Origin of the sequence: Azoarcus sp. CIB, from assembly GCF_001190925.1 — a bacterium.
Taxonomy (GTDB): domain Bacteria; phylum Pseudomonadota; class Gammaproteobacteria; order Burkholderiales; family Rhodocyclaceae; genus Aromatoleum.
In genome coordinates, this window is record NZ_CP011072.1 from 4,034,429 (window position 1) to 4,059,884 (window position 25,456).

Annotated in this window: 20 protein-coding genes and 1 other RNA gene; 10 read left to right on the forward strand and 11 right to left on the reverse strand. The window is 64.6% G+C overall.

The features are described from left to right. Position 1 precedes the first annotated feature (1 nt). From rpsA to gyrA, 6 genes are all read right to left on the reverse strand, one after another. Positions 2 to 1,678 carry a 30S ribosomal protein S1 gene (gene rpsA, locus AzCIB_RS18070; protein ID WP_050417167.1) on the reverse strand — a complete coding sequence of 559 codons (1,677 nt, stop codon included), beginning with the start codon at positions 1,676 to 1,678 and terminating at the stop codon, positions 2 to 4. Between the two features lie 141 nt (positions 1,679 to 1,819). After that, complete coding sequence (locus AzCIB_RS18075; protein WP_050417168.1) at positions 1,820 to 3,754, reverse strand: bifunctional 3-phosphoshikimate 1-carboxyvinyltransferase/cytidylate kinase; 1,935 nt, start codon at positions 3,752 to 3,754, stop codon at positions 1,820 to 1,822. 2 nt (positions 3,755 to 3,756) lie between these two features. After that, positions 3,757 to 4,659 (reverse strand): prephenate dehydrogenase, encoded by a 903-nt coding sequence (locus AzCIB_RS18080; protein WP_050417169.1) that lies wholly within the window; start codon positions 4,657 to 4,659, stop codon positions 3,757 to 3,759. Between the two features lie 113 nt (positions 4,660 to 4,772). Then, the gene (pheA, locus tag AzCIB_RS18085) at positions 4,773 to 5,837 is read right to left on the reverse strand and encodes a prephenate dehydratase (protein ID WP_050417170.1); all 1,065 of its coding nucleotides are present in this window, start codon (positions 5,835 to 5,837) and stop codon (positions 4,773 to 4,775) included. Between the two features lie 40 nt (positions 5,838 to 5,877). After that, positions 5,878 to 6,975 (reverse strand): 3-phosphoserine/phosphohydroxythreonine transaminase, encoded by a 1,098-nt coding sequence (gene serC / locus AzCIB_RS18090; protein ID WP_050417171.1) that lies wholly within the window; start codon positions 6,973 to 6,975, stop codon positions 5,878 to 5,880. 25 nt (positions 6,976 to 7,000) lie between these two features. Beyond that, positions 7,001 to 9,613, reverse strand: a complete 2,613-nt coding sequence (gene gyrA / locus AzCIB_RS18095) for a DNA gyrase subunit A (protein WP_050417172.1) — start codon at positions 9,611 to 9,613, stop codon at positions 7,001 to 7,003. A 258-nt stretch (positions 9,614 to 9,871) separates the two neighbouring features. Here gyrA and AzCIB_RS18100 point away from each other — a divergent pair, with 258 nt between their 5' ends. The 4 genes from AzCIB_RS18100 to ssrA all read left to right on the forward strand — a co-directional run bounded on the left by AzCIB_RS18100 (position 9,872) and on the right by ssrA (position 13,322). After that, positions 9,872 to 11,191: a TRZ/ATZ family hydrolase gene (locus AzCIB_RS18100; protein ID WP_050417173.1), complete on the forward strand. Its 1,320-nt coding sequence runs from the start codon at positions 9,872 to 9,874 to the stop codon at positions 11,189 to 11,191. Positions 11,192 to 11,293: 102 nt separating this feature from the next. Next, positions 11,294 to 12,016, forward strand: coding sequence for an OmpA family protein (locus AzCIB_RS18105; RefSeq protein WP_050417174.1), 723 nt, complete (start codon positions 11,294 to 11,296; stop codon positions 12,014 to 12,016). Between the two features lie 105 nt (positions 12,017 to 12,121). Then, positions 12,122 to 12,823: a bifunctional 2-polyprenyl-6-hydroxyphenol methylase/3-demethylubiquinol 3-O-methyltransferase UbiG gene (gene ubiG / locus AzCIB_RS18110; protein WP_050417175.1), complete on the forward strand. Its 702-nt coding sequence runs from the start codon at positions 12,122 to 12,124 to the stop codon at positions 12,821 to 12,823. 122 nt (positions 12,824 to 12,945) lie between these two features. Further along, positions 12,946 to 13,322, forward strand: a transfer-messenger RNA (tmRNA) gene (ssrA, locus tag AzCIB_RS23900). A 127-nt stretch (positions 13,323 to 13,449) separates the two neighbouring features. On the opposite strand, the gene AzCIB_RS18115 is transcribed toward ssrA, so the two are convergent. Beyond that, positions 13,450 to 13,980 (reverse strand): hypothetical protein, encoded by a 531-nt coding sequence (locus tag AzCIB_RS18115; protein ID WP_050417176.1) that lies wholly within the window; start codon positions 13,978 to 13,980, stop codon positions 13,450 to 13,452. A 259-nt stretch (positions 13,981 to 14,239) separates the two neighbouring features. On the opposite strand from AzCIB_RS18115, the gene AzCIB_RS18120 reads away from it, so the two are divergent. The 6 genes from AzCIB_RS18120 to AzCIB_RS18145 are packed head-to-tail and all read left to right on the forward strand — an operon-like array spanning position 14,240 to position 22,381. After that, entirely contained in the window at positions 14,240 to 15,082 is an 843-nt protein-coding gene (locus tag AzCIB_RS18120; protein ID WP_232299261.1) for a M15 family metallopeptidase, read from the forward strand. A 51-nt stretch (positions 15,083 to 15,133) separates the two neighbouring features. After that, on the forward strand, positions 15,134 to 15,400 hold the full coding sequence (locus AzCIB_RS18125) for a PAAR domain-containing protein (protein WP_050417177.1): 267 nt from the start codon (positions 15,134 to 15,136) through the stop codon (positions 15,398 to 15,400). A 17-nt stretch (positions 15,401 to 15,417) separates the two neighbouring features. Next, a complete protein-coding gene (locus tag AzCIB_RS18130) occupies positions 15,418 to 16,848 on the forward strand; it encodes a hypothetical protein (RefSeq protein WP_050417178.1) in 1,431 nt (476 codons plus the stop codon). A 3-nt stretch (positions 16,849 to 16,851) separates the two neighbouring features. Next, a complete protein-coding gene (tssM, locus tag AzCIB_RS18135) occupies positions 16,852 to 20,622 on the forward strand; it encodes a type VI secretion system membrane subunit TssM (protein WP_050417179.1) in 3,771 nt (1,256 codons plus the stop codon). Next, positions 20,619 to 21,602, forward strand: a complete 984-nt coding sequence (tagF, locus tag AzCIB_RS18140) for a type VI secretion system-associated protein TagF (protein WP_050417180.1) — start codon at positions 20,619 to 20,621, stop codon at positions 21,600 to 21,602. Before tssM ends, tagF begins: the two co-directional genes overlap by 4 nt. Then, a complete protein-coding gene (locus AzCIB_RS18145; protein WP_050417181.1) occupies positions 21,599 to 22,381 on the forward strand; it encodes an OmpA family protein in 783 nt (260 codons plus the stop codon). The genes tagF and AzCIB_RS18145 overlap by 4 nt, the downstream gene beginning before the upstream one ends. 15 nt (positions 22,382 to 22,396) lie before the next feature. Here the strand turns inward: AzCIB_RS18145 and tssA are convergent, their stop codons facing one another. The 4 genes from tssA to AzCIB_RS18165 all read right to left on the reverse strand — a co-directional run bounded on the left by tssA (position 22,397) and on the right by AzCIB_RS18165 (position 25,456). Next, on the reverse strand, positions 22,397 to 23,461 hold the full coding sequence (gene tssA, locus AzCIB_RS18150) for a type VI secretion system protein TssA (protein WP_050417182.1): 1,065 nt from the start codon (positions 23,459 to 23,461) through the stop codon (positions 22,397 to 22,399). A gap of 74 nt (positions 23,462 to 23,535) precedes the next feature. Then, positions 23,536 to 23,919 carry a lactoylglutathione lyase gene (gloA, locus tag AzCIB_RS18155; RefSeq protein ID WP_050417183.1) on the reverse strand — a complete coding sequence of 128 codons (384 nt, stop codon included), beginning with the start codon at positions 23,917 to 23,919 and terminating at the stop codon, positions 23,536 to 23,538. A gap of 14 nt (positions 23,920 to 23,933) precedes the next feature. Next, a complete protein-coding gene (locus AzCIB_RS18160) occupies positions 23,934 to 24,707 on the reverse strand; it encodes a M48 family metallopeptidase (RefSeq protein ID WP_232299262.1) in 774 nt (257 codons plus the stop codon). Next, complete coding sequence (locus AzCIB_RS18165; protein ID WP_050417185.1) at positions 24,704 to 25,456, reverse strand: competence/damage-inducible protein A; 753 nt, start codon at positions 25,454 to 25,456, stop codon at positions 24,704 to 24,706. Before AzCIB_RS18165 ends, AzCIB_RS18160 begins: the two co-directional genes overlap by 4 nt.

Here is a 25,456-nt window from a genome sequence, read left to right on the forward strand (position 1 = left end):
TTTACTGCTTCTGCTCGTTCAGCTTGGCCTTCAGCAGCGCACCCAGGTTGGTCGTACCGCTGGCGGCGGTATCCGAAGCCAGCTTCTGCATCGCATCGCTCTGTTCGGCCTGATCCTTCGCGCGGATCGAGAGGTTGATCGAACGGGTCTTGCGATCCACGTTGATGATCATCAGCTCGAGTTCCTGACCGTCCTTGAGCACCGTCGTAAGATCGTCGACACGATGGGCGGCCGCTTCCGAAGCCCGCAGGTAGCCTTCGACGTCCTCGTTCAGCGCGATGACGGCACCACGCGCATCGACCGACTTCACGGCGCCGCGCACGAGGCTGTTCTTCTCGTGGGTAGCAATGAAGTTGGTGAAGGGGTCGCCTTCCAGCTGCTTGACGCCCAGCGAGATGCGCTCGCGCTCGACGTCGATCGCCAGCACCACGGCCTCGACCTCGTCACCCTTCTTGAAGCGGCGCACGGCGTCTTCGCCCGTATCGCTCCACGACAGATCCGACAGATGCACCAGACCGTCGATGCCGCCGTCCAGGCCGATGAACACACCGAAGTCGGTAATCGACTTGATCTGGCCGCGGACCTTGTCACCCTTCTTGTGGTTGATCGCGAAATCATCCCACGGGTTCGACATGCACTGCTTCATGCCCAGCGAGATGCGGCGACGGTCTTCGTCGATCTCGAGGATCATCACTTCGACCTCGTCGCCCAGCTGGACAACCTTGGTCGGGTGGATGTTCTTGTTGGTCCAGTCCATTTCGGATACGTGGACCAGGCCCTCGATACCCTGCTCGACTTCAACGAACGCGCCGTAGTCGGTGATGTTCGTGACCTTGCCGAACAGGCGCGTACCCTGCGGGTAGCGGCGTGCGATGCCCACCCACGGATCTTCGCCCAGCTGTTTGAGACCCAGCGAGACGCGGTTCTTTTCCTGGTCGAACTTGAGCACCTTGGCGTCGATCTCGTCGCCGACGTTGAGCACTTCCGACGGATGACGCACACGACGCCAAGCCAGATCGGTGATGTGCAGCAGGCCGTCGATGCCGCCCAGGTCGACGAACGCACCGTAGTCGGTGATGTTCTTGACGATACCCTTGACGACGGTGCCTTCCTTGAGGTTGGCCAGCAGCTTTTCGCGCTCTTCGCCCATCGTCTCCTCGAGCACCGCACGGCGGGACACGACGACGTTGTTGCGCTTGCGGTCAAGCTTGATGACCTTGAATTCGAATTCCTTGCCTTCGTACGGCGTGGTGTCCTTGACCGGACGCATGTCGACCAGCGAGCCCGGCAGGAAGGCGCGGATACTGTTGGTCATGACGGTCAGACCGCCCTTCACACGACCCGAAATCAGGCCCTTGACCAAGGTGCCTTCGTTGAGCGCCTTCTCGAGATCGTTCCAGGCGGCGATACGCTTGGCCTTCTCGCGAGACAGGCGGGTTTCGCCGTAACCGTCTTCCAGGGCGTCGATGGCGACGTGAACGAAGTCACCGATCTGGACTTCGAGTTCGCCGCGGTCGTCGCGGAATTCCTCGATGGGAACGTAGCTCTCGGATTTGAGGCCGGCGTTCACGACCACGAAGTTGTGGTCGATGCTGACCACCTCGGCGGTGATCACTTCGCCAGGACGCATGTCCTGACGGGCCTCACTCTCGGCGAGCAGCGCGGCGAAATTTTCCATGGAATCGGAAACGGAGGAAACAGAGGTCATAAAGAGTTGAAATCCAAAAGCTGCCCGAAAGCGGCCACCAGCGGTAGATTGATAAGAACGGGTCGCCCCGGAATCCGGAGCCGGCGACCCACCTTCAGCAGAAACGCTCCGTCAGGAACGAACCCGGTCAAGCACAAAGCCGACGGCCTCCTCGACGCCCATTTCGGTGGTATCGAGAAGCGCCGCATCCGGCAGCTTCTGCAGGGGCGCTACGGGCCGGGCGGCATCGCGCGCATCCCGATCCTGAAGATCCTTCAGAAGACTTTCCATGTTAGCAGCCATTCCCTTTTCGATCAACTGCTTATAGCGGCGCTCGGCGCGCGCCTGCGCGGTGGCCGTGAGGAATATTTTGGTGTCGGCATCGGGAAATACCACGGAACCCATGTCCCGCCCCTCGGCAACCAGGCCGGGCGCATGACGATATTCACGCTGCCGGTCTAGCAAGGCAGCGCGCACCTCCGCCAGCACCGCCACTTTCGAAGCGCCGACCGAGGCTTCCTCGGTGCGGATCGCGTCCGTCACATCCTCGCCGTCGAGGAACACGCACCCCTCGGCGAAGCGCGCCGGCAGCGTGGCAGCCAACCCCGCAAGGCCGGGCCCATCGTCGAACGACACCCCCGCCCGCATCGCGGCGAGGGCGACAAGGCGATACAGGGAGCCGCTGTCGAGACAGTGGTAGCCGAGCGCTTCGGCCACCCGCGCCGCGACCGTGCCCTTGCCTGACGCCGACGGCCCGTCGATCGCAACGACCGGCACCGGGCGGGTAACCTCGGCGAAGCGTTCGAAGTAGGTTGGGAAGGTCTTGTTCACGCACTTCGGATCATTGATCCGCACGCGACAATCGGCCAGCGACACGAGGGAGAAGCACATCGCCATGCGGTGGTCATCATAGGTATCGATCGCGGCGGGGACTAGCCGCGCGGGCGGCGTCACGCACAGGTAGTCCGCGCCTTCCTCGACCCCGGCGCCGACCTTGCGCAGTTCGTTCGCCATCGCCGCGATGCGGTCGGTCTCCTTGACCCGCCAGCTTGCGATGTTGCGCAGGCGGCAGGGGCCGTCCGCAAAGAGGGCGGCGACCGCCAAGGTCATCGCCGCATCGGGGATGTGGTTGAGATCGAGATCGAAGGCCTTGAGGCGCCCAACGTCGGGGGCACGCGCCTCGATCCAGTTGTCGCCCATGTCGATGCGGGCGCCGAGCTGCCCGAGGGCCTCCGCGAAACGCACATCCCCCTGGATGCTGCTGCGCCCGACCCCCTCCACGCGTACCGGCCCACCTCCGATCGCCCCCGCCGCGAGGAAATACGACGCCGACGAGGCATCCCCTTCAACGAAGAGGACACCGGGACTGCGATAGCGGACACCGCCCGGCACGGTGAAGCGTTCCCAGCCCTGTCGCTGGACGACGACGCCGAAGCGCGCCATCAGGTCGAGCGTGATGCTGATGTAGGGCTTCGAGATGAGCTCGCCCACGACCTCGACCGTAGTCTCGACACCGGTGAGCGGCAGCGCCATCAGAAGGGCCGTCAGGAACTGGCTCGACACGTCGCCGCGCACGCGCACCACACCGCCCGGGCGGATGGCAGCCGGACGAATGTGCAGCGGCGGGAAACCGTCGTTGCCGGTGTAGCGGATATCGGCGCCGATCTGGCGCAGGCCATCCACGAGGTCGCCTATCGGGCGTTCGTGCATGCGTGGAACACCCGACAGCCGGTACTCGCCCCCGGACAGCGCCAGTGCGGCCGTCAACGGACGGAACGCGGTCCCTGCATTGCCGAGAAAGAGGTCCGCAGCCTTCACCGGGAAGGGACCGCCGACGCCGCGCACGCGATAGTTGTCGCTCTCGCCGTCACGCGACCATTCGACGCCGAGCGCCCGCAGCGCCTCGAGCATGCGTTCGACGTCGTCCGACGCAAGCAGATCGCGGATATCGGTTTCTTCATCGGCCAACGCCGCCAGCAGGAGGGTACGGTTCGAGATGCTCTTGGACCCGGGCAGGCGAACGCGCCCGCTCGCGCCGAGCAGCGGCGGCAAATCAAGAAATTCCATGGTCACTCCGACCTTGAAGCTGGATTGGCGGAATTGGCGAACTGCTCGCCCCACTCGTTGCGCGCGTGGCGGGCCTCGCTGAAGAGCTGCTCGAGGCGGGCCGCGTCGCCAGACAGGAGCAGGGCGCGCATGTAGGCGAGTTCGGCAAGGTACTGATCTAGCTCGGCGAGCAGCGCCTGACGGTTCGCAATGCAGATGTCGCGCCACATCTCGGGATGGCTCGCCGCGATGCGGGTGAAGTCGCGGAATCCGCCGGCAGCAAAACTGAAGAGCTGTTCGGCATTGGCCCGCCCCGCGAGATCATGCACGAGGCCGAACGCAAGCAGATGCGGCAAGTGGCTGACCGCGGCAAAGACCCGGTCATGCTCCTGCGGCGGCATCTCGTGGATCACGGCGCCGCAGGCCTCCCAGGCCTCGCGGACACGCAGGATAGCCGCCGGCTCGTTCTCGGGCAGCGGCGTGACGACGACCCGCCGTCCGTCATACAGACTCGCAAAAGCTGCATCGACGCCGCTCTTCTCGGCGCCGGCGATGGGATGTCCGGGCACCGTGTGCGCCAGATGCCCGGCAAGATGGCGATAAGTCGCCTCGATCACGTCGCGCTTGGTACTGCCCGCGTCGGTCACGACCGTACCCGGTTCCAGATGCGGCGCCATGGCCTCCATGACCGCATCCATCTGCCCCACCGGTGGGGCGAGCAACACGAAGTCGGCGCCGTCGAGTGCCGACGCCCAGTCTTCGCTCGCCTCGTCGATCACACCCAGTTCCACCGCGCGCGACAGCGACTCCTTGCTGCGCCCGATACCGACGACGCGCCGCACCATCCCGGCGCGGCGCAGGGCCAGTGCGAACGACCCTCCGATCAGGCCGACGCCGCACACCACCAGCTTGTCGATCACACCCATGCACGAAACTCCGGGGACCCGCGTCCCTCATCCATCCCTTGCCGACGAGACAGGAGCGCGCCGCACCGGTCGACCGGCACGGATGCTGCCCGCCTCGCGCCTACGGTGACGCGTCAGATCGCGGCCACCGGATAGGACCCCAGTATCTTGACGAATGCGGCCCGCTCATTGAGTTCCTGCAGCGCCGCCGCGACGCTCGTATCGTCGCGATGGCCGTCGATATCGACGTAGAACACGTACTCCCACAACCCGCCGCGCGCCGGGCGCGACTGCAATTTGGTCATGTCGACGCCGTGCCGGGCCAGCGGCTCAAGCAGCGCGTGCATCGCCCCGGGACGGTTCGATGCGGAACACACCAGCGAGGTCTTGTCGCACCCGGACGGCCCCGCGTCATGATCGCCGATCACGACGAACCGCGTCGTATTGTTGGGATCGTCCTCGATGTTCGCCGCCAGCACGTTGAGCCCGTACAACTCCGCAGCGGCCTCGCCGGCGATCGCGCACGACTCGGGATCCTCGGAGGCCATGCGAGCTGCCTCGGCGTTGCTCGCCACCGGGACGCGCGACAGGTGCGCGAGGTTGCGATTGAGCCACTCGTGGCACTGCGCGAGCGACTGGGAATGGGAATATAGCCGTTTCGCCGCGCCGATGCCTTCGGCCCTCGACAAGAGGTGCTGATGGATACGCAGATTCACTTCGCCGCAGATCTTCAGCGGATTCGCGAGCAGCAGGTCTAGCGCTCCGCCGACGGCTCCCTCGGTCGAATTCTCGACGGGCACGACGCCATAGTCGGCGTTCCCGGCCTCCACCGCACGGAACACGTCGTCGATCGCGGCAGTCGGCATCAGCGCCGCAGCGCCGCCGAAATGCTTGCGCGCGGCACTCTCGGAGAAAGTGCCCGCAGGCCCGAGATAGGCCACCTTTGTCGGATGCTCCAGAGCAAGGCACGCCGACATGATTTCGCGGAAGATCCGCTGCACCGCCTGGTCGGGCAAGGGCCCCGGATTCACGGAAGCGAGGCGTCGCAGCACCTGCGCCTCGCGCTCGGGACGATAGAGATTGCCCTGTTTGATCTCGCCGATGCGCTGCGCGCTGCGCGCACGCTCTGCAAGACGCGCGAGGATCTCCTCGTCGAGCCGGTCGATGTTGTTTCTGAGATTCGTCAGTTCGTCACTCATGCTCGCCTCTTCACTTCCCGTCGGGGCAGCTCAAGCCGTTTCAACCATGTTGCGCGGCAAATTCGCGCATGTAGTCCACCAGTGCCCGCACGCCTTCGATCGGCATCGCGTTGTAGATCGAGGCACGCATGCCACCGACCGACTTGTGCCCCTTCAGCTGCGTAAGCCCCGCGGCCTTCGCGCCGGCAAGGAAGGCGTCGTTCAGCGCGTCATCCCGCAGCAGGAACGGAATGTTCATGCGCGAACGGCTGCCGACTTCGACGGTGTTGCGATAGAAACCGCTGGCGTCGATGAAGTTGTATAACAGCGTCGCCTTCTCGATGTTGCGCTTCTCCATCGCCGCAAGCCCCCCCTGGGCCTTCAGCCACCGGAACACGAGTCCGGCGACGTAGATGCCGTAAGTCGGCGGCGTATTCAGCATCGAACCGTTGTCCGCCATGACCTTGTAGTCCATCACGGTCGGCGTCAGCGGGCGCGCGCGCCCCAGCAGATCGTCGCGCACGATCACAATGACCAGACCGGAGGGGCCGATGTTCTTCTGCGCGCCGGCGTAGATCAGGCCGTATCGGCTGACGTCGGTCGCCCGCGACAGGATATGCGAGGACATGTCGGCCACGAACGGTGCCACAGCCGGCGGCAGACCGTCGTCTCCGACCTCGACACCGTGGATCGTCTCATTGGTGCACAAATGCACATAGGCGGCCTGCGGGTCCAGCGCAAACTCATCCGCGCGTAAGGCGCGCGTAAAACCCTCCGCTTCGGTGCTGCCAACCAGTCGCACCGCGCCGCCAAGCGGCCCGGCGAGGCGTTGCGCCTCCTTGAACGCCTTTTTCGACCAGGTGCCGGTCACGAGGTAATCCGCCGAACCGGCACCCAACAGGTTCATCGGAATCTGTGCGAACTGCTGCGTTGCACCGCCCTGGAGGAACAGCACGCGATAGTTCTGCGGAATCGCCATCAACTCGCGCAGGTCCGCTTCGGCCTCCTCGATGATGGAGGTGAACTCCTTGCCGCGATGGCTCATTTCCATCACACCGCAGCCGGCACCGTGCCAGTCGAGCATCTCCTCGGCAGCCTGGCGCAACACCGGCTCCGGCAGGGCCGCCGGTCCGGCACTGAAATTGAACACCCGGGTCATGATCCAGTCACTCCTTGTGCACGTCTCATTCGGCCGGAGCGTCGTCGCCCGCCTCATCCGGAGCGTCCGGCGCATCCGTCTGCTCTTCGACCGTCGCATCGTCCGCTTCCGACTCGGCCACCTTCTCGATCCCCGCGAGCGTATCGCTGGCGTCGAGATTGATCAGCGTGACGCCCTGCGTCGCCCGCCCAAGTTCGCGGATGTCCTGCACCTTGGTGCGAATCAGCACCCCACCGGTCGAGATCAGCATCACCTCGTCCGTCTCCTCGACCAGACAGGCTCCGACGAGTCTGCCGTTGCGCTCGGATGTCTGGATCGCGATCATGCCCTTCGTACCGCGACCGTGGCGCGTGTACTCCGCGACCGGAGTGCGCTTGCCGTAGCCGTTCTCGGTCGCCGTCAGCACGCACAGATCCTCGCGCTTGGCGACCAGCATCGCAATCACCCGCTGCCCTTCCTCCAGCGTCATGCCTCGCACGCCGCGCGCCTCGCGCCCCATCGGCCGCACGTCGGACTCGGGGAAGCGCACCGCCTTGCCGGCATCGGAGAACAGCATCACGTCGCTCTCGCCGTCGGTGATCGCAACGCCGATCAGGCGATCGCCGTCGTCCAGGCTCGCGGCGATGATGCCGGCCTTGCGCGGATTGGCGAAGGCGGTCAGTGCCGTCTTCTTTACCGTGCCTTCGGCTGTCGCCATGAACACGAAGTGATTGTCGTCGAAGGTCTGCACCGGCAGGACCGCGTTGATCTTCTCCCCTTCCATCAGCGGGAAGAGATTCACGATCGGGCGCCCACGCGAATTGCGCGTACCTTCGGGCACCTCGTACACCTTCAGCCAATACACCCGTCCGCGGCTGGAGAAGCACAGAATGTAGTCGTGCGTGTTGGCGACGAAGAGATGGTCGATGAAATCGTCGTCCTTCATCCCCGTCGCCTGCTTGCCGCGCCCGCCGCGGCGCTGCGCGCGATAATCGGCAAGCGGCTGGCGCTTGAAGTAGCCGCCATGCGACAACGTGACGACCATGTCCTCGGGCGCGATCAGGTCTTCAATATTGATCTCGCCGGTGTTCAGTACGATCTCCGAGCGTCGGGGATCGCCGAACTGATTGCGGATCACACCCAGTTCCTCGACGATGATCGCAGTGATGCGCGCAGGATTCGCAAGGATGTCCAGCAGATCCGTGATGAGGTCCATAACCTCGCGGTACTCGGCGACGATCTTGTCCTGCTCGAGGCCCGTCAGGCGCTGCAGGCGCAGTTCCAGGATCGCCTGTGCCTGCGCATCGGACAAGCGGTAGCCCTGTGCCGACAACCCGAACTCGGCCGCAAGGCCCTCCGGCCGGTAGCTGTCGGCCAGCGCGCGCGCCAGCATCTCCTCGACCAGCGCCGAGCGCCACTGGCGCGCCATCAGCTCGCGCTTCGCATCCGCTGGCGCCGGCGCCGCCTTGATCAGCGCGATGATCTCGTCGACGTTCGACAGCGCAACCGCCAGGCCCTCGAGGATGTGTCCGCGCTCGCGCGCCTTGCGCAGCTCGAACACGGTGCGCCGTGTGATGACCTCGCGCCGGTGCGCGAGGAAGCAATCCAGCATCTGCTTCAGGTTCAGCGTGCGCGGCTTGCCGTCGACCAGCGCCACCATGTTCATGCCGAAGGTGTCCTGCAGCTGCGTCTGCTTGAACAGGTTGTTCAGCACGACCTCGGGCACCTCGTTGCGCTTGAGCTCGATCACGACGCGCATCCCGGACTTGTCCGACTCGTCGCGGATCTCGCTGATCCCCTCGATCTTCTTCTCGTTGACGAGCTCGGCGATCCGTTCGAGCAGCGTGCGCTTGTTAACCTGATACGGCAGCTCATCGACGATGATCGCCTGCCGGTTACCCCTCTCCAGGTCCTCGAAGTGCGTGCGCGCGCGCATCACCACGCGCCCGCGCCCCGTGCGGTAACCGTCATGCACGCCGGACAGGCCGTAAATCAGCGCCGCAGTGGGGAAGTCCGGCGCCTGCACGATGCGGATCAGATCTTCGATATCGGTCGCCGGCTCCTTCAGCAGCAGCAAGCAGGCATCGATCACTTCACCGAGGTTGTGCGGCGGGATGTTCGTCGCCATGCCGACGGCGATACCCGACGAACCGTTGATCAGCAGATTGGGGATCCTGGCCGGCAGGATCAGCGGCTCCTTCTCCGAACCATCGTAGTTCGGCCCGAAGTTCACTGTCTCCTTGTCGATATCGGCGAGCAGCTCGTGGCCGATACGCGCCATCCGGATTTCCGTGTACCGCATCGCCGCGGCGTTGTCACCATCGACCGAACCGAAGTTACCCTGCCCGTCCACCAGCATGTAGCGCAGCGAGAAACTCTGAGCCATGCGCACGATCGTGTCATAGACCGCCGAATCGCCGTGCGGATGGTACTTACCGATCACGTCGCCGACGATACGCGCCGACTTCTTGTACGCTCGGTTCCAGTCATTCGACAGCTCGTGCATCGCATACAGCACGCGTCGATGCACCGGTTTCAGACCGTCGCGGGCGTCGGGCAGCGCCCGCCCGACGATCACGCTCATCGCGTAGTCCAGATAGGAGTGCCGCATCTCGTCTTCAAGACTGATCGGCAGAGTTTCCTTGGCAAACGAAGTCATTTGGCGGCGACGGCAAAAACTGCGGGGTAAAAACGTTAAATCTTAGCACGCCGACCGTTCTTACCGCCCGCCGCATTCAGGAGCGCGATTGTCGCCCCCGGACCCATGTGCTTAAATTTGAAGCGCAACAAGGCGCACAGCCACCGAACAACCGCCCGCGCTCCGCGAAAACCGCAGCTTCCGCGATGCGTTTGCACACCCTGGCCCGACCGGCACACGGGCAACGCCCCCTTCCCGACCATCCCTGGAGACTGCACGGTGAGCCAACCCGCCGATCTCGTGATCAACGCACGCTGGATCATTCCCGTCGAACCGGCGGACGTAACGCTCGAACACCACGCAGTGGCCATCCAGGGCGGAACGATCATCGACCTGCTCCCCCAGGATCTCGCGCGCACCCGTTATCGGGCGAACCGGACGGTCAACCTGCCTGATCACGTGCTCATCCCGGGCCTGGTGAACCTCCACGCGCACAGCCCCATGGCCCTGATGCGCGGCATCGCCGACGACCTTCCCCTGATGCGCTGGCTGCAGGAGGCCATCTGGCCCGCCGAGGGGAAATACGTCTCGAGCACCTTCGTCCGCGAAGGCACCCTACTGGCGATTGCCGAGATGCTGCGCGGCGGCATCACCACCTGCAATGAAATGTACTTCCACCCCGATTCCGCAGCAGCCGCCTTCGACCTGCTCGGCATGCGCGCCGTCATCGGCCTCACGACGCTCGAATTCCCGACGCCCTATGCCAGCGACGCCGATGACTACCTGCGCAAGGGCCTTGCCGCACGGGACGCATGGCACGACCATCCGCTGATCGGCTTCGCGCTCGCGCCGCATGCCCCCTACACCGTCTCCGATGCCACCTTCATTCGCATCGCGACGCTTGCGGCGGAACTCGACATCCCGATTCACATGCATATCCACGAGACCGCACAGGAAGTCACGGACTCCATCGCGCAATACGGCAAGCGTCCGCTGGCGCGACTCGCCGGACTCGATCTCCTCGGCGACAATTTCATCGGCGTGCATGCAGTCCATCTGGACGACTCCGACATCGAATTGCTGCAGCGTCACCGCTGCAGCGTCGCGCACTGCCCCACCTCGAACATGAAACTCGCCAGCGGCATCGCACCCGTCGCAAGGCTGCTGACAGCGGGCATCCGGACCGGCCTCGGCACCGACGGCGCCGCAAGCAACAACCGCCTCGATCTCATTCAGGAGATCCGGCACGCGAGCCTGCTGGCCAAGGTATCGACGCTCGACGCCACGGCCGTCCCGGCACACTCCGCATTGCGCATGGCCACCCTGAACGGCGCACAGGCCCTTGGTCTCGGAGACCGCATCGGCTCCATTGAGACCGGAAAGGCGGCCGATCTGTGCGCCGTCGCTCTCGACACCTTCGAAACCCGCCCCTGCTTCAACCCCGCGTCCCATCTGGTGCACGTGGCGGGCCGCGAACATGTCTCGCACGTGTGGGTTGCGGGCGAGATCCGCGTGGATAAAGGGAATACAGTGTTGCAATTAAACGACACGGAATTGCTTGGGTTTGCCGCGCTGTGGCAAACTAGGCTTAGTAACTGAACTGGATATGTGCTGCGAGTTGCTGCCGCGGAAATTCACGCATCGCACTTGGCAGGCTTAATCGTTACCCCATTCATCCTCTTGCCAATCGACGAGGAAATTATGACCAAACAGACCAAAAAGCAGATGTTCGCACTGGCCGCCATCGCCTCGATCGGCCTCTCCGCATCCACTGTCTTTGCCCAGGTAAAAGACGTCGTGGTGGATGGCAAGGGTGAAATCCCCTACCTGATCGACGGCCGCAACGTCGTCGCCCGCAGCGGCACCGGCCTGTGCTGGCGCACTGGCTACTGGAGCCCGGCAGCTGCCGCCACCGCAATGGCCGGCCAACTGCCGGTCGGCTGCGAGTGCGACAGCGACATCGTTCCGAAGGACAAGTGCGGCGCACCGGCTCCGGCCGCGACTCCGACTGCAGCCCCGGCTCCCGCCGCCACGCCGAAGCCCACGGCTGACAAGATCAAGCTGTCTGCCGACGCCCTGTTCGACTTCGACAAGGCCGTGCTGAAGCCGGAAGGCAAAACCAAGCTTGACGACCTCGCCGCCAAGGCCAAGGGCATCAAGCTTGAAGTGATCCTCGCCGTCGGCCACACCGACCGCCTGGGCTCCGACTCCTACAACCAGAAGCTGTCCGAGCGCCGCGCCAACGCCGTGAAGACCTACCTGGTCAGCAAGGGCATCGAAGCCAACCGCGTCTACACCGAAGGCAAGGGCGAGCGTCAGCCGGTGACCGGCAAGACCTGCTCGGACAAGCAGAGCCGCAAGAAACTGATCGAGTGCCTGCAGCCCGATCGTCGCGTGGAAATCGAACTGGTCGGCACGAAGTAATCCCGCCTGACTCAGTCAAAGGCCCTGCTTCGGCAGGGCCTTTTCATTTCCGCATCACCTCTGCTCCAATTGCGGCTTCGCCCGATCAACGTCGAGACCCAAGCCATGAATACCAACGCCGACCCGGCCGAACTGCAAAAATTCAGCGACCTCGCGCACCGCTGGTGGGATCCCACGTCCGAATTCAAGCCCCTGCACGAAATCAACCCCCTGCGACTGCGCTGGATTGATGGCCATGCGGGCCTCGCCGGCAAGCGCGTTCTCGACGTCGGCTGCGGAGGCGGCATTCTGTCGGAAAGCATGGCGGCACTCGGAGCGCAGGTCACGGGGATCGATCTGTCCGACAAGGCACTGGGCGTGGCGCGCCTGCACTTGTTCGAATCGGGCAACAAGGTGGATTACCAGCACTGCAGCGCCGAGGAGTTTGCCTCCCGACATCCTGGCGAATTCGACGTCGTGACGTGCATGGAGATGCTTGAGCACGTACCGGACCCTGCCAGCACCGTCGCTGCCTGCGCTGGACTCGTCAAACCGGGCGGCCAGGTCTTTTTCTCCACCCTCAACCGCAACTTCAAGTCCTATCTGTTCGCCGTCGTCGGCGCGGAATACATCCTGAACATGCTCCCCCGCGGGACGCACGAGTACGCAAAGTTCATCAAACCGTCGGAACTTGCGCGCTTTTGCAGGAACGCTGGACTGGAAAGCGCAGAGCTCTTGGGGATGAGCTACAACCCCCTCACCCAGACCTATTCCCTGGGACAGGATACCAGCGTGAATTACATGCTTCAGACGCAACGCGAAGCCTGACGCAGGAACAACCACGCACTCGCGCGACCGAGAATCGAAAGACTCTGGCGAGAGGCGCAAAAAGTGCTAGACTTGCCATTGAAATCCGGTGCCCCGTCACCAGATTCGAACCGTAATACACAGGGGCCGACTTGGCTTCGACGTGGGTTGCAAAGCAGCGCAGTGCATACCGAGGACCAGTCACCTCGTAAATCCATCTGGAAATCAACAAACGCCAACGACGAACGTTTCGTTCTAGCCGCTTAATCCCGGTTAGCGCTGCACCGGCAGGTCTCTGGGCCGGGTGGTCTTAGCGTAAGCTGAGCCGCTGCAGTGTCATTTACAGAGACTCGCGAGTTGCGCCGGGTCACTTGGCGCAACAGCTAAAGGTAAGGTGACTCGCTCCTGTCCGGCCTGCCGACCGGCTAAGGCAGGAGCTAAACCAAATAGGTCGGCTAAGTATGTAGAGCTGTCTGTGGAGGGCTTGCGGACGGGGGTTCAATTCCCCCCGGCTCCACCAATTCAACGCCAAGACATTGATTGTCTTGGCGTTTTTATTTCGCCAGTCATACGGACCGCAGCCGGAATTCAGCCCCCCCCCCCTCGCGCCAAAGACGGAAGAGGCGATACCGGCCACGCGATCCATGTCAGCGCGAACGGGTCACGATCGCTTCGATCACCTGAACATCGGAATCGATCCGCTCTTCGACATCCTTCGCCACGGCCGATTGCCTGCGGACCTGCGGGGTAGCATGTTTTGAGTCCGCCGTGGAATCGCCGCCCCGCTTCCCCTGCGATTTTGCAGCAGAGTGCCGCACCGTCGCACCGTGCGACGCCCGCGCGTCCGCGACTCGCGTTACCCCCCTCGCCGGCCGGGTCTCTGTCCGACGGGCGCTCGCCACTCCCGGCCGCCTGACGGCCATCTCGGGCTTTTCCCCTTCCGGAGACGGCAACTCAACTATGGTCGCCGCCGGCACAGGTGCCTCTTGCTGCGGCGGCACAAACTCCTGCACTGCGGGCGCGGGCTCCTGACGGACTTCGGCCGCGACGGGGGCACTCATCGCAACCACATCCACGCCTTCGCCTTCGATTAGGCCGGAAGTCGCGCGCCAGCGCTCCCATATCACGAATGAGAGCGCCAATACGATCACCAGCACGGCACCCAAGACCAGCGCCATGCGCACCCGCCGCCCGCCTGCACCGACTCTTCTGCCGGCAGATAGCTCGCCGAGAATTTGAACATCACCATGACCAGGCTCGCACACAGTCGTTGCGAAGAGACTCGGTGCAGGTTGAGCACCCACCGCAGCAGCTGTTCCGGAAGAAGCATGAAGCATATACAAGCACCGATCCATTTGCCATATTCATATATAATAGTCGATTATAACGACATAGGCATTTCCTTGCCCAACCCCCGGCACCGTGATTTCGCCAATATTGTTTGTCACCCCGGTCGCATACTTCGCGCTCGTCTGCATCGGACTGGCGCTCATCCTCTATCCGGCGCGGCGACGCACGGTTCTCACGGGTGGTGCGGCACGCACTCATGCGGTCGCCGCCGCGCTGCGCGGCATGTTCCGCGACGCCACGAGGCGCGTATCGGCAAGCTTTCGCCTTGTGCGGGGCCACGGCGCCGAGATTTCCACCCGGCTGATCGAAAACCGCCCGGTGGCAATTTCCGCCATCGCGCTCGTCGTCCTTCCACCCTTGGTCGTGCTTGCGCTGTCGCAACGCGCGATCTTCGAGTTCGCTCCGGACAACACGCTCCCCGATCGCAAGATCGCCGCACTTCTGGCCGGAGAGCATCTCACCCCCCCTCCGCCGCTTCCGCCCGCCGTCTTTGCCACCACGGAAGTCGAAATGCTCAGACCATCGCTCGGGTCCGCCAGCCGGGACTGGAATCTGCTCGATGACCAGTTCCGGCAACGCCTGCTCACCGTGTTCACGCTGCTCGCGGAACAGCATGACTACCAGGCGGTACTGCTCGAAGGCTATCGCAGCCCCGAACGTCAGGCGGAACTGCTGCTGCGCGGCCCGGCCGTCACCCAGGCCGGCCCGAACATGAGCTATCACCAGCACGGCCTCGCCGCCGATGTCGCTTTCCTGCGCGACGGCAGGCTCGTCATCTCCGAGCGCGACCCCTGGGCCATGCGTGGCTACGAACTCTACGGCGCCCTTGCCGAGGCAGCGGGCCTGACCTGGGGCGGACGCTGGAAGATGATGGACCTCGGGCACGTCGAGCTGCGCCGGCGTGAAGCCCTTCCCGACGGGCACTCCTGAACCGCAGGTCCGTCAGCAAGACCCACAAGCAACTACGAGGAACCATTTCTCATGGCACGTCCGTTCATCGTCATCGGCGACCGGACCGATCACGGCGGCACTGTGATCGGCGCTTCGCTCAGCAGCGACTGCAATGGCAAAGGCATCGCACGCGTCGGGGATCAGGTGACCTGCCCCCGGAAAGGGCACGGCCGCGTGACGGTCATTGCGACGGGAGATCCGACTACCCTCATCGACGGACGTCCGGCCGCGCGCCATGGCGACAAGACGGCCTGCGGCGCGATCCTGATCGCCTCGCAGGCGCTCACCGTCGATTGAGACCGGGCCGCGATCCCATGTTCGCCTTCGCAATGAGGCCCATCGTTCTCGTCGTTCTTGCTACAACACTGGTCTGGACGCTCGTCCTCGGCTGGTGGCGGGCCGCGGGATATGAACCCAGCACGATCGACGTCGCCACGCATCTGGTCCTCTTGCCGGCAACACTTCTTGCCGGCTTCTGGCTCCTGCGAACCTTCATCGAACACCTTCGCCTGCCGCCCCACACGGCCGCGAACGCGCCCGCTCCCCAGGAAACGGCAACGCCCGGCCTCCCGGCGTCTGCAGCGTCCAGTCCGACACGCCGCCCGGATACGTTCCTGATCGCCTTCGCACTGCAGTGCGCGCACGGGACGGATCCGGCGCAAGTGCTCGATGCAAGCAGGGAAGGATGCACGCCCCCGCTCGACGACCACCTCCGCGACACGCACGGCTTTCCCGTGTTCGCCGCGCGCGTTGCCGATCTGTCGCCGGAGGAGCTCGACGAAGCACTGAACGACCATTCCGTCGACATGCGCCGGACGGACCGTGAAGAGGACGGGCGTGCGCTGGCGATGCTGCACACGACACTCCCCCGTGCCCTTGACGAAATCGCGGAATCCATCGCGCTCGATCCTGCGGCGATCCGGGACGTGTTCTGGCTTTCGGACCGGGACTGGCCGGACGAACACCAAGCCGGCCTCGTCGCCTGGCTGCGGCGCGAACACCTCGCTCCCCGCGGAATCGCCCCGGCAGAGGTTCGATTTCGCCACTTGCAGGACGACGCTCATGCCTTCGAGACCATCGACGAGTTGATCGCAAACCTGAACCGTCAGGAGTCCCCGGCAATCGTGCTCGTAATGGGCGCCGTGTCGCATGTTGGCGAGCGGACGATCGCGACCTGGGAGGCGGGATCGCAGCTGTTCACTGCGAACACGCAGGACGGCCGGATTCCCGGCGAGGCAGCCGCAGTGCTGTTGCTCGCGAATCCTGCCGGAGCCGCCTTTGTCGGGCGCCTGCCATCTCCCCGTCTATCGCATGCTGCCTCGGCCAGAAGCGCGCCCCCCGGGGCTGCCGGAGCGAAAACCGACGGATCTCTCCTGGGAAGCCTGATCGACGCCATCCTGGCCGATACGCGCCTCGACGCGGCACACATCGCGAATGTGCTTGCCGACGCCGACCATCGCGCCCCGGTCGCGAAGGAGCTCCTTCGGACGCTCTCGGAACGTTTCCCCGCGCTCGAACCACTGTCGGACACACTCAGCCTCGGAACCGCGACAGGCTTTGCCTCGCCTATCGGCGGACTCGTCACGCTGCTGTGCGCCGCCGAAGCCGCCAGCGCGGCCGACGGCGTCGCTCTGTGCCTGACCTGCCAATCCCCCCATGCCCGCGCGGCCATGATCGTCGACGCCAGTCCGCTGGCTTCCATGTCACCCCCGCAAACGCCAGTCTCCGCTCTTGACGCCACCTGACCGATGTATTCAATCCGCACCTTTCTGACCGACTCGCGCACGCTCTCCTTTATCGGCGTCCTGGCCCTTGCGGCCTTCTTCATGCTGGGCGCCGAAACGCTGGAACTCGCATTGACATGGGCAGCGATCGCCTCGTGCGCCCTCCTCGCAATCTGGATCGCGGTGTGGGCGTGGCGGCGACGGCGGGCCGGTCTCGCCGCTTCCGCTCTCGAACGGATGCTCGACCCGCGTACAGGCGATGGCGAAGGCCGGACGAAGGGAGAAATCGAAACCCTGCGCCAGCGCATGCAGGAAGCCATCCGCACGATCAAGACGTCGAAGCTCGGGCTGGTCTCCGGACGCGCCGCGCTGTATGAGCTGCCGTGGTACATCACGATCGGCAACCCGGCGGCAGGCAAGAGCACGGCCGTCGTCAATTCGGGCCTCACTTTCCCCCTCGGTGATGCGGCCGGCAGCGTCGTGCAGGGGCTCGGCGGGACGCGCAACTGCGACTGGTTCTTCACGACGGAAGGAATCCTCCTCGACACGGCCGGCCGCTACTCCGTCCATGAAGAAGACCGCGAGGAATGGCTGGGCTTTCTCGACCTGTTGAGAAGAAATCGTCCGCTCGCGCCGATCAACGGGATCATCGTCACGGCGAGCATCGGCGAGCTGCTCCGCAATCCCCCCGGCGTCGCAATTGCGCTCGCCAAGAACCTGCGACAGCGGGTTCAGGAACTCACCGAACGTCTGGAAGTGTTCGCGCCGATCTACGTGATGTTCTCGAAGGCCGATCTCATCGCGGGGTTCAACGAATTCTTTCAGGACGTGGACTGGAACGAGCGCGACCGCGTGTGGGGCGCCACGTTGCCCTACGAGACCAACGGAAGCAATGACGCCATAGGGCTGTTCGACCGCTACTTCGATGAACTGTACGAAGGGCTGCGCGAAATGAGCGTAGCGCAGATGTCGATTGCCCGCGGCGAGCGCATGGCGCCGGGGCTGCTCACCTTCCCGCTCGAGTTCGCGGCGATCAAGCCGGTCTTGCGATCCTTCATCGCCACGCTGTTCGAGGAAAACCCGTTCCAGTTCAAACCGATCTTCCGCGGCTTCTACATCACCTCGGCAATCCAGAGCGGAGAGACGCCCAGCAGCTCCAGCGAGCGAGTGGAAAAGCGCTTCGGGCTTTCCGGCGACGGTCCGGCCGCAGCCCGGATCGCCTCGAACAACGGCTTCTTCCTGAAGGACCTCTTCTCCAAGGTGATCTTCGCCGACCGTAACCTGGTACGGCACTATGCCAGCAGGAAAAAGAAACGCCTGCATCACGCCACCTCGCTGGCCGCGGCTGCACTGCTGGGCCTTTCGCTGGCCGGCTGGAGCTGGTCATACGCAAACAATCGCAGCCTCGTCGAAAATGTCCGAGCCGACCTCGACCGGGCTGTCCGCCTTCAGGAAGATCGCATCGATCTGCAGTCACGGCTCGAAGCGCTCGAACTCCTTCAGGATCGCATTGCGCAACTGGAGCGTTTCGAAACGGAGCCCTCCCGGTCGCTCCGGCTCGGTCTCTTCCAGGGCAAGGAGGTGAAATCCAGATTGCTCGAAGAGTACTACCGGGGTATCACCGAAATCATGCTCCGTCCGGTCAGCGAAAGCATCGAAGGCTTCCTTGCCGCAGTCAATCGCAACTCGGGCCGTCTGCGACAGACCGACAGTGCCGACCGGGGGACATCCGGCAACACATCTCCGAACGGGCAGCCGTACAAGGAAGCCACACCGACCAACGTCGAGGACGCCTACAACGCCCTGAAAACCTATCTGATGCTGGGCGACAAGTCACACACCGAGGTCGGCCATCTCTCCGATCAGCTAAGCCGCTACTGGCGCACCTGGCTGGACGCCAATCGCGGTTCCATGCCGCGGGAACAGATGATGCGCAGCGCAGAGCGGATCATCAGTTTCCACCTACGGCACGCGAACGATCCCGGCTGGCCGACGATCGCGGGCAAGCTGTCCGTGATCGACGAAACGCGCGGAACGCTGCGCCATGTGGTGCGCGGCATGCCCGCAATCGAACGCGTCTATGGGGACATCAAGGCGCGAGCGGCCACCCGATTCCCCCCGGTGACGGTAGCAAACCTCGCGGGCGCGGATGACACGGGTCTTGTCAGCGGCAGTCACGTGATATCCGGTGCATTTACCGCCGAAGCTTGGCGGAGCTATGTCGAAGTCGCCATCAAGAATGCGGCCACGGGAGAACTCCACAGTACGGATTGGGTCCTCGACACCAGCGCTAAGGACGACCTGTCCCTCGCCGGCAGCCCGGAGCAGATCCAGAAGACGCTCGTGGCGATGTACAAGAAGGAATACGTCCAGGAGTGGCAGAAGTTCGTCACCGGGATCGGCGTCAGCGGTTTCGACGGTTTCCCTGCCGCGGTGGCCGCAATGAATCGACTCGGCGACATAACCGCCTCCCCCTTGGGGAAACTGCTGCGCACCGTGCATGAGCAGACCGCTTGGGACAATCCGGGCGTAAGCCATGCCGTAGCCGCGCGCGCGCAGAAAGGCTTCATCGAGTGGTTCAAGCAGTCGATTCTGCGGATGTCGCCCGCTCCGGTCACTCTGGAAGTGTCCTCGACCTCGGCGACGATCGCCAGCCCGATGGGAGCCATCGGCCAGGAATTCGTCGGCGTCGGTCGTCTGCTCGCGCGGCGGGACAACGGGGAATCGATCCTGGACCTCTACCTGCGCCGCCTCTCCGGACTGCGGACCCGTCTCAATCTCCTCGCCAACCAGGGTGACCCGGGCCCGGGCGCGGTCAAGCTGATGAGCGAAACGATCGAAGGCGGCAATTCGGAGCTCGCAGACACGCTGCGGTTCGTGGACGAGCAGATGCTGACGGGCATGCCCGACAACCAGCGCGAGGTGCTCCGCCCGCTGCTCGTGCGGCCCCTGCTGCAGACCTTCGCGGCCCTGATCGGCCCGGCCGAGCGGGAACTCGACAAGAGCTGGATTGCGAACGTGTATGAGCCGTTCGGGCGGCAGCTTGCCGGAAAATACCCGTTCGATGCCAAGTCGGGCATAGAAGCAACACCGGCCGAGATCGCGCAGATCTTTGGTCCGGAGGGCGCAATTTCGAAGTACGCGGCGACAAGCATCGGGCCGCTGATGGTGCGGCGCGGCGACTATATCGAACCAAGGACCTGGGGCGATCTCGGCATCCGCCTGCGTCCCGATTTCCTCGCCGCGTTCCCGGGCTGGGTCGCGCCGCTGGACGGCAGCAGCGCCACACAAGCCGCGGCGGTAGCGCAAACGAGCTTCAGAGTACTGCCGCTGCCGTCGCCGGGCACGACCGAATACACGATTGAGATCGACGGACAAAGACTGCGCTACCGCAACGGGGCCGCCCAGTGGGCAACCTTCGTGTGGCCGAATCCGGCGGGAACCCCAGGCGCGCGAGTCATCGCAACGACCTTCGAAGGACAGGAACTCGAGGTCGCGAATTTCAGCGGGCGCTTCGGACTCGAAAAGCTGATCAACTCCGCCACCCAAACCCGCAATGCCGACGGCTCCTTCAACCTCGCCTGGCAAGCGGGCGAAGTCTCGGTTCCGGTCACACTCAAGATCGTAAGCAGCCCGGACATGCAGACGGGCAAGAGCGCCAGCGCCAAGGGCAGCCGCAATGCTCCCCTCCCCTCCAGCGTGGCCGGCGAGGCAGTAAAGGCACGCGCCGACGCCGAAACCGGAAGCCCGGCGACGCTCGCAGCCACGAATCAGGAACGGGGGAACCGGCCATGAGGGGCCCCACCATTCACGCCACCGGCTATTTCGGCAAGCTGCCCGCGCGCGGCGATTTTGTGAAGGGAGGCGGATCGGCGCAACTGATCGCGATGCTCGACCGCTGGATATCGGAAAGCATGAACCTGCTGTCGACCGATCCCCGTTGGCGCATTCCGTACGACAGCATGAGCCCAGTCCACTTCGCCTTTGTCGGCCCGCGCAGCCGCCTCTCGGTCGTCGGCCATCTCCAGCCGAGCCACGACGCATCCTCGCGACGCTTTCCCTTCCTCGTCGCATCGACCATCGAGTCGGAGGCCGGGCATGCCCACCCCGGGCCGCTGGCCCTGTCGTCCCTTTGGGAAAAGTTCGGGCACCTCGTCGGTCTTGCCCGAACCGCCGACGAACCGGCCTCCATGCTGCACGCGCTCGCGCGCATCGACTGCGCACAGGAACTCGCACACATGGCACAACCGTCCGGCGCCGACGCGGTGCCCGATTCAATCACCATTGCGGACATCGACCGCCTGCTCGAGCACGATGGCCACGCCGGAAACGCGCGCCGCACCATCTTGTCCCTCGGTGTGCTGCTGCGACCGCTGCTCGGCAGCAACAGACCGACGATCGAACGCGGCCTGCGCTTGCCCTTGCCGAGCGACGTCGGGCTGCGGGACGCGCTGGCACAAGTCTGGCTGAACGTCATCAGCGGTTTCCTTAGGAATACCCCTTGCGAACTCCAGCTGCTGCAGGCGTCGGTTGCCGGACGCAATACGCTCGTTGTCGGATTCAACGGCGCGTCGCCACTGCCGCTCGTCAGCCTGATCTCGCCGGGGAGTGCGCCCGACGCCGTCGTGAGCCTCGAAGCCCCCGAATGGATCGACACGCACCCCGACCTCGTCGGCGACTACGGAATCGCCAAGCTGTCGAGTTATCTCGCGCAGCCGGGGACGACCCTCGCCACAGCGCTCGCCACCTTCAGGGAAGTATTTTTCGGAGAATGATCTTGAAACTCACTTCCGCACTCGCGGCGGGGCTGCTCTATGCTGCTGCAGGCATGGGCGCACAGCCCCAGCAAGCCTCTGCGCCGGACGGCATGGTGTACGTCACCGGAACGGTCCCCGACGAAAGCGCGCGCGTAGCCATCATTTCCCGCCTGCGCGACCTCTATGGGGCCGACAAGGTCGTCGACCGCCTCGATTCGGGGGGCGTCGTCGCCCCACCCGACTGGACCGGCCACGTTGTGAAGACGCTCGGCAACGGCATCCGCAACGTGCGCCAGGGGCAGCTCGAGGTTAACGGAACCCAGGTCACGATCAGCGGCAATGTCACCAACGAAGCCCGCCGGCAGCAAGTGGCCAGCGAAATTGCAACTGCGCTCAACCCGACCTACACCGTGAATAACGGTCTGCGTGTACCTGCCGGCTCCCAAGCGCTGCTCGATCAGACGCTCGCGGATCGTGTGGTCGAGTTCGAAAGCGGATCCGCGATCCTGACGCCAACCGGCATTTCCATTCTTGACGAGATGGCGGCAGCCATTGCCAGGCTCGATCGCCCGCGCGTCGACATCATCGGGCATACGGACTCCACCGGAAACCGGATGGCCAACGTCGCACTGAGCCTCGCCCGAGCCGACGCGGTCAAGACCTATCTTGCCGGCAAGGGTATCCCGGCGGCAAGTCTGAGCGCGCTGGGTGCGGGACCGGACCGGCCGGTGACGCCGAACGACACGCCGGAAGGCCGCGCGCGCAATCGCCGAATAGAATTCCGGCTCGCCGAGTGAGCCCTGCCGGGCCGTTCAGCGTCCCGGCGGGGGCTGGGTCACGAGTCCGAGCAATTCCTCGACGTGGGAGAGCGCCCCGTCGTCCCTGACCACAGTCCGCAGCCACTCGTGCAGCGACATCTCGCCCCAGCGTGCGGCCTTGTCGGCGAGATAGGCCACCGGGCTGTGGGGCTCGGTGCGCCGGAAGAAATCCGCCACCTCACGTAGCTGCGCGATCGCATCGGCCCGCGTTGCGATCGACCCGGGGCTTGCTCCGCCCGGCGCGCGCTCGCCTCCTGCAGTCCGCCCGCTTTCCCCGGGTGAAACCGCGCGCAACTGCGAGGTCGGCGCAGGCACATCGCCACCGAAACGCCGCAAGGTGTCGCGCACCTCTATCAGGGCCTGGCGCGCGTCTTCGAAACCCGGGCCGTCCAGACCGAGCCTGGCATCCACGACCCGTTCGAGTTCGGCCAGTGCCAGGCGTGCTGCTTCCGCCTCCGCGGCAATACGGGCGAAAAAGTCGCGGGGCGTGTCCCGGCGTGCCGCCTCGAACTGGTCGAGCGTCACCGGCGCCGCACGCATGAGGAATTCCGCGTCCTGCGGATTACGCTCCAGGCTGGCCGCCAGATTGCGTGCGGATTCCAGGTCTGCCGTCGAGAAGCGCCCACGCGACGAATCGGTCACGGGCATATCGCGAATGATGCGGCGGGACTGGGTCACTAGCCAGTCGAGATTGCCGGCACGCATCTCCTGGTCGCCATCGTCGGGAAGCGGATGGATCTCGTCCCAATACGACTCGCACAGTCCGGCCACCAGCCGATAGCCGTCGGCAAGGCCGGAAAATCCGCGAGTCCTCGCCACGGCTTCGGTCAACCAGACGGCGACACGGACGTCCTTCGCTCGGGACGCCAACGCATCCTCGCACAGACGCGCGACTCGCGCCCAGTCCGCCTCCTTCAGCGGTCTCACCCATTCGCCCTGACTCACCGAAGGGTCGTCGAAGCGGCGCGCCTCCTGGATCTCGTCGAAAAGCGCGGAAAAGGTGAGATCCTCGCCGCAGCGATTGCCGGCTAGCGGTCGAAGCAGTGCATCCAAATCCATGAGTGGTTCCGATTGAGGTCAAACCGCCATTTTACATGACGAAGAAATAACCCCTACAGCATGCCAGAGCGTTTTCAGGCGTGCTGGATAAGCTCGATTTTGTAGCCGTCCGGATCCTCGACGAAGGCGATGACGGTCGTGCCGTGCTTCATCGGACCGGCCTCGCGCACCACCTTCCCGCCGCGCGCCCGGATCTCTTCGCACGCACGGTACGCATCGAGAACCGCCAGCGCGATATGGCCGAAGGCATTGCCCATCTCGTAGGAATCGACGCCCCAGTTCCAGGTAAGCTCGATGACAGCCCCTTCGGACTCGTCCTGGTAACCGACGAATGCCAGGGTGAACTTCCCCTCGGGGTAATCATGACGGCGCAGCAGCCGCATTCCGAGCACCTCGGTGTAGAACTTGATCGAACGATCGAGATCGCCGACACGCAGCATGGTGTGAAGCAGTTTCATTTCGGCAGTCCTCTTCAGTCTTCGGCAATGAGCGTCGCATCCGCGCCATCGATGACGGGCAACGCACGCCCGGCATCCCGCAGGCGCACGCGCGCGGACTTCCAGTCCGGATACAGCGCGGCCACCACGGCCCAGAAACGCGGCGAGTGATTCATTTCCGCGAGATGCGCCACCTCGTGGGCAACGACGTAGTCGATGAGCGCCGGCGACAGATGGATCAGCCGCCAGTGCAATCGGATACCGCTGCGGCTGCTGCAACTCCCCCAGCGCGTGCGCGCCGACGACAGACGCACCGCAGGCACCGCATGACCGAGGCGGAAACAGAACTCCGCCACGCGCTCGCCGAACCACGGCAGGGCGCGAGCGCGCAGGGCACGAACGAGCGCCTTGCGGGCGCCGGGGCCGTCGGGTAACACGAGCTCTTCGACGCCGTCCGCACCGAGGCGCCAACGCGCTGAGCGGCCACTCTCCCCGAGGCGCACACGGCAAAACTCGCCCAGAAGCGGAAACAGGGCGCCATCCTCGACCGTCATCACGGCTGGCTGCACCCTTACGGCAAGCTTCCCGAGCAGCCAGTCATGGTGGCTGCGGATGAAACGTTCGATCTCCGGCTGCGTCGCGGGCCAAGGCGCGGCGACACGGACGCCGCGATGATCGACCAGCAGCGCGAAGCTGCGTCGCGGAGAACGCCGCAGCACGTATTCAAGATCCCGCTCGCCCAGACGGATCCGGCGGGATTCCTCGGTCGCCGGCCGTGGCTGACGCAACAGGCCCGCCAGTGTGCTCACACCGTCTCCTGCCATGCGTATCCGCGCGCTCCGACCTCTGCGCGGATGCGCGCCATCGCCGCCGCCACGCTCGCCGCGGGGCCTTTCACGCCGAGCTCGATGGTCCGGACCTCCCCCGGCGCAGTCGGCACGCTCGGCAGGCTGAACAGCTCCAGATCGGGAAACTCGGTCGACACGGACTCCATCAGATCGACCAGCTTCCCTTCCACCGCGTCCAGCACCGTGATCGCCGCTTCGGTGTAGTCGTCGGCATGGTGCAGGTGGCGAAACTGCGTATCGAGCACCCATTCGATCATCGGCCAGGCCATCACCGGGAACCCGGGCACGAAGTAATGCCCGCGGATCGAAAAGCCCGGCACCTGGTTATACGGGTTCGGAATGATCGCACTGCCTTGCGGATAGGTGCCGAGTTCCAGGCGATGCGGCGTAATCTCGGCGCCGAACTTCTCGCGCAGGATCGCCTCGGCCTCGGGATGCAACGCGAGTTCCACGCCGAGCGCGGCCGCCCCGCACTGGCGCGTGCGGTCATCCGGCGTGGCGCCGATGCCGCCGAAACTGAACACGACATCGCCAGAGGCGAAGCTTTCGCCCAGCGTCGCGACGAGCCGCTGTGCGTCGTCACCAACATAACGCGCCCAAGCAAGCCTGAGTCCGCGCGCCCCGAGCATCTCGATGAGCTTCGCCAGATGCTTGTCGTTGCGCCTGCCGGACAGGATCTCGTCGCCGATGATGATAGCGCCGAACGCCAT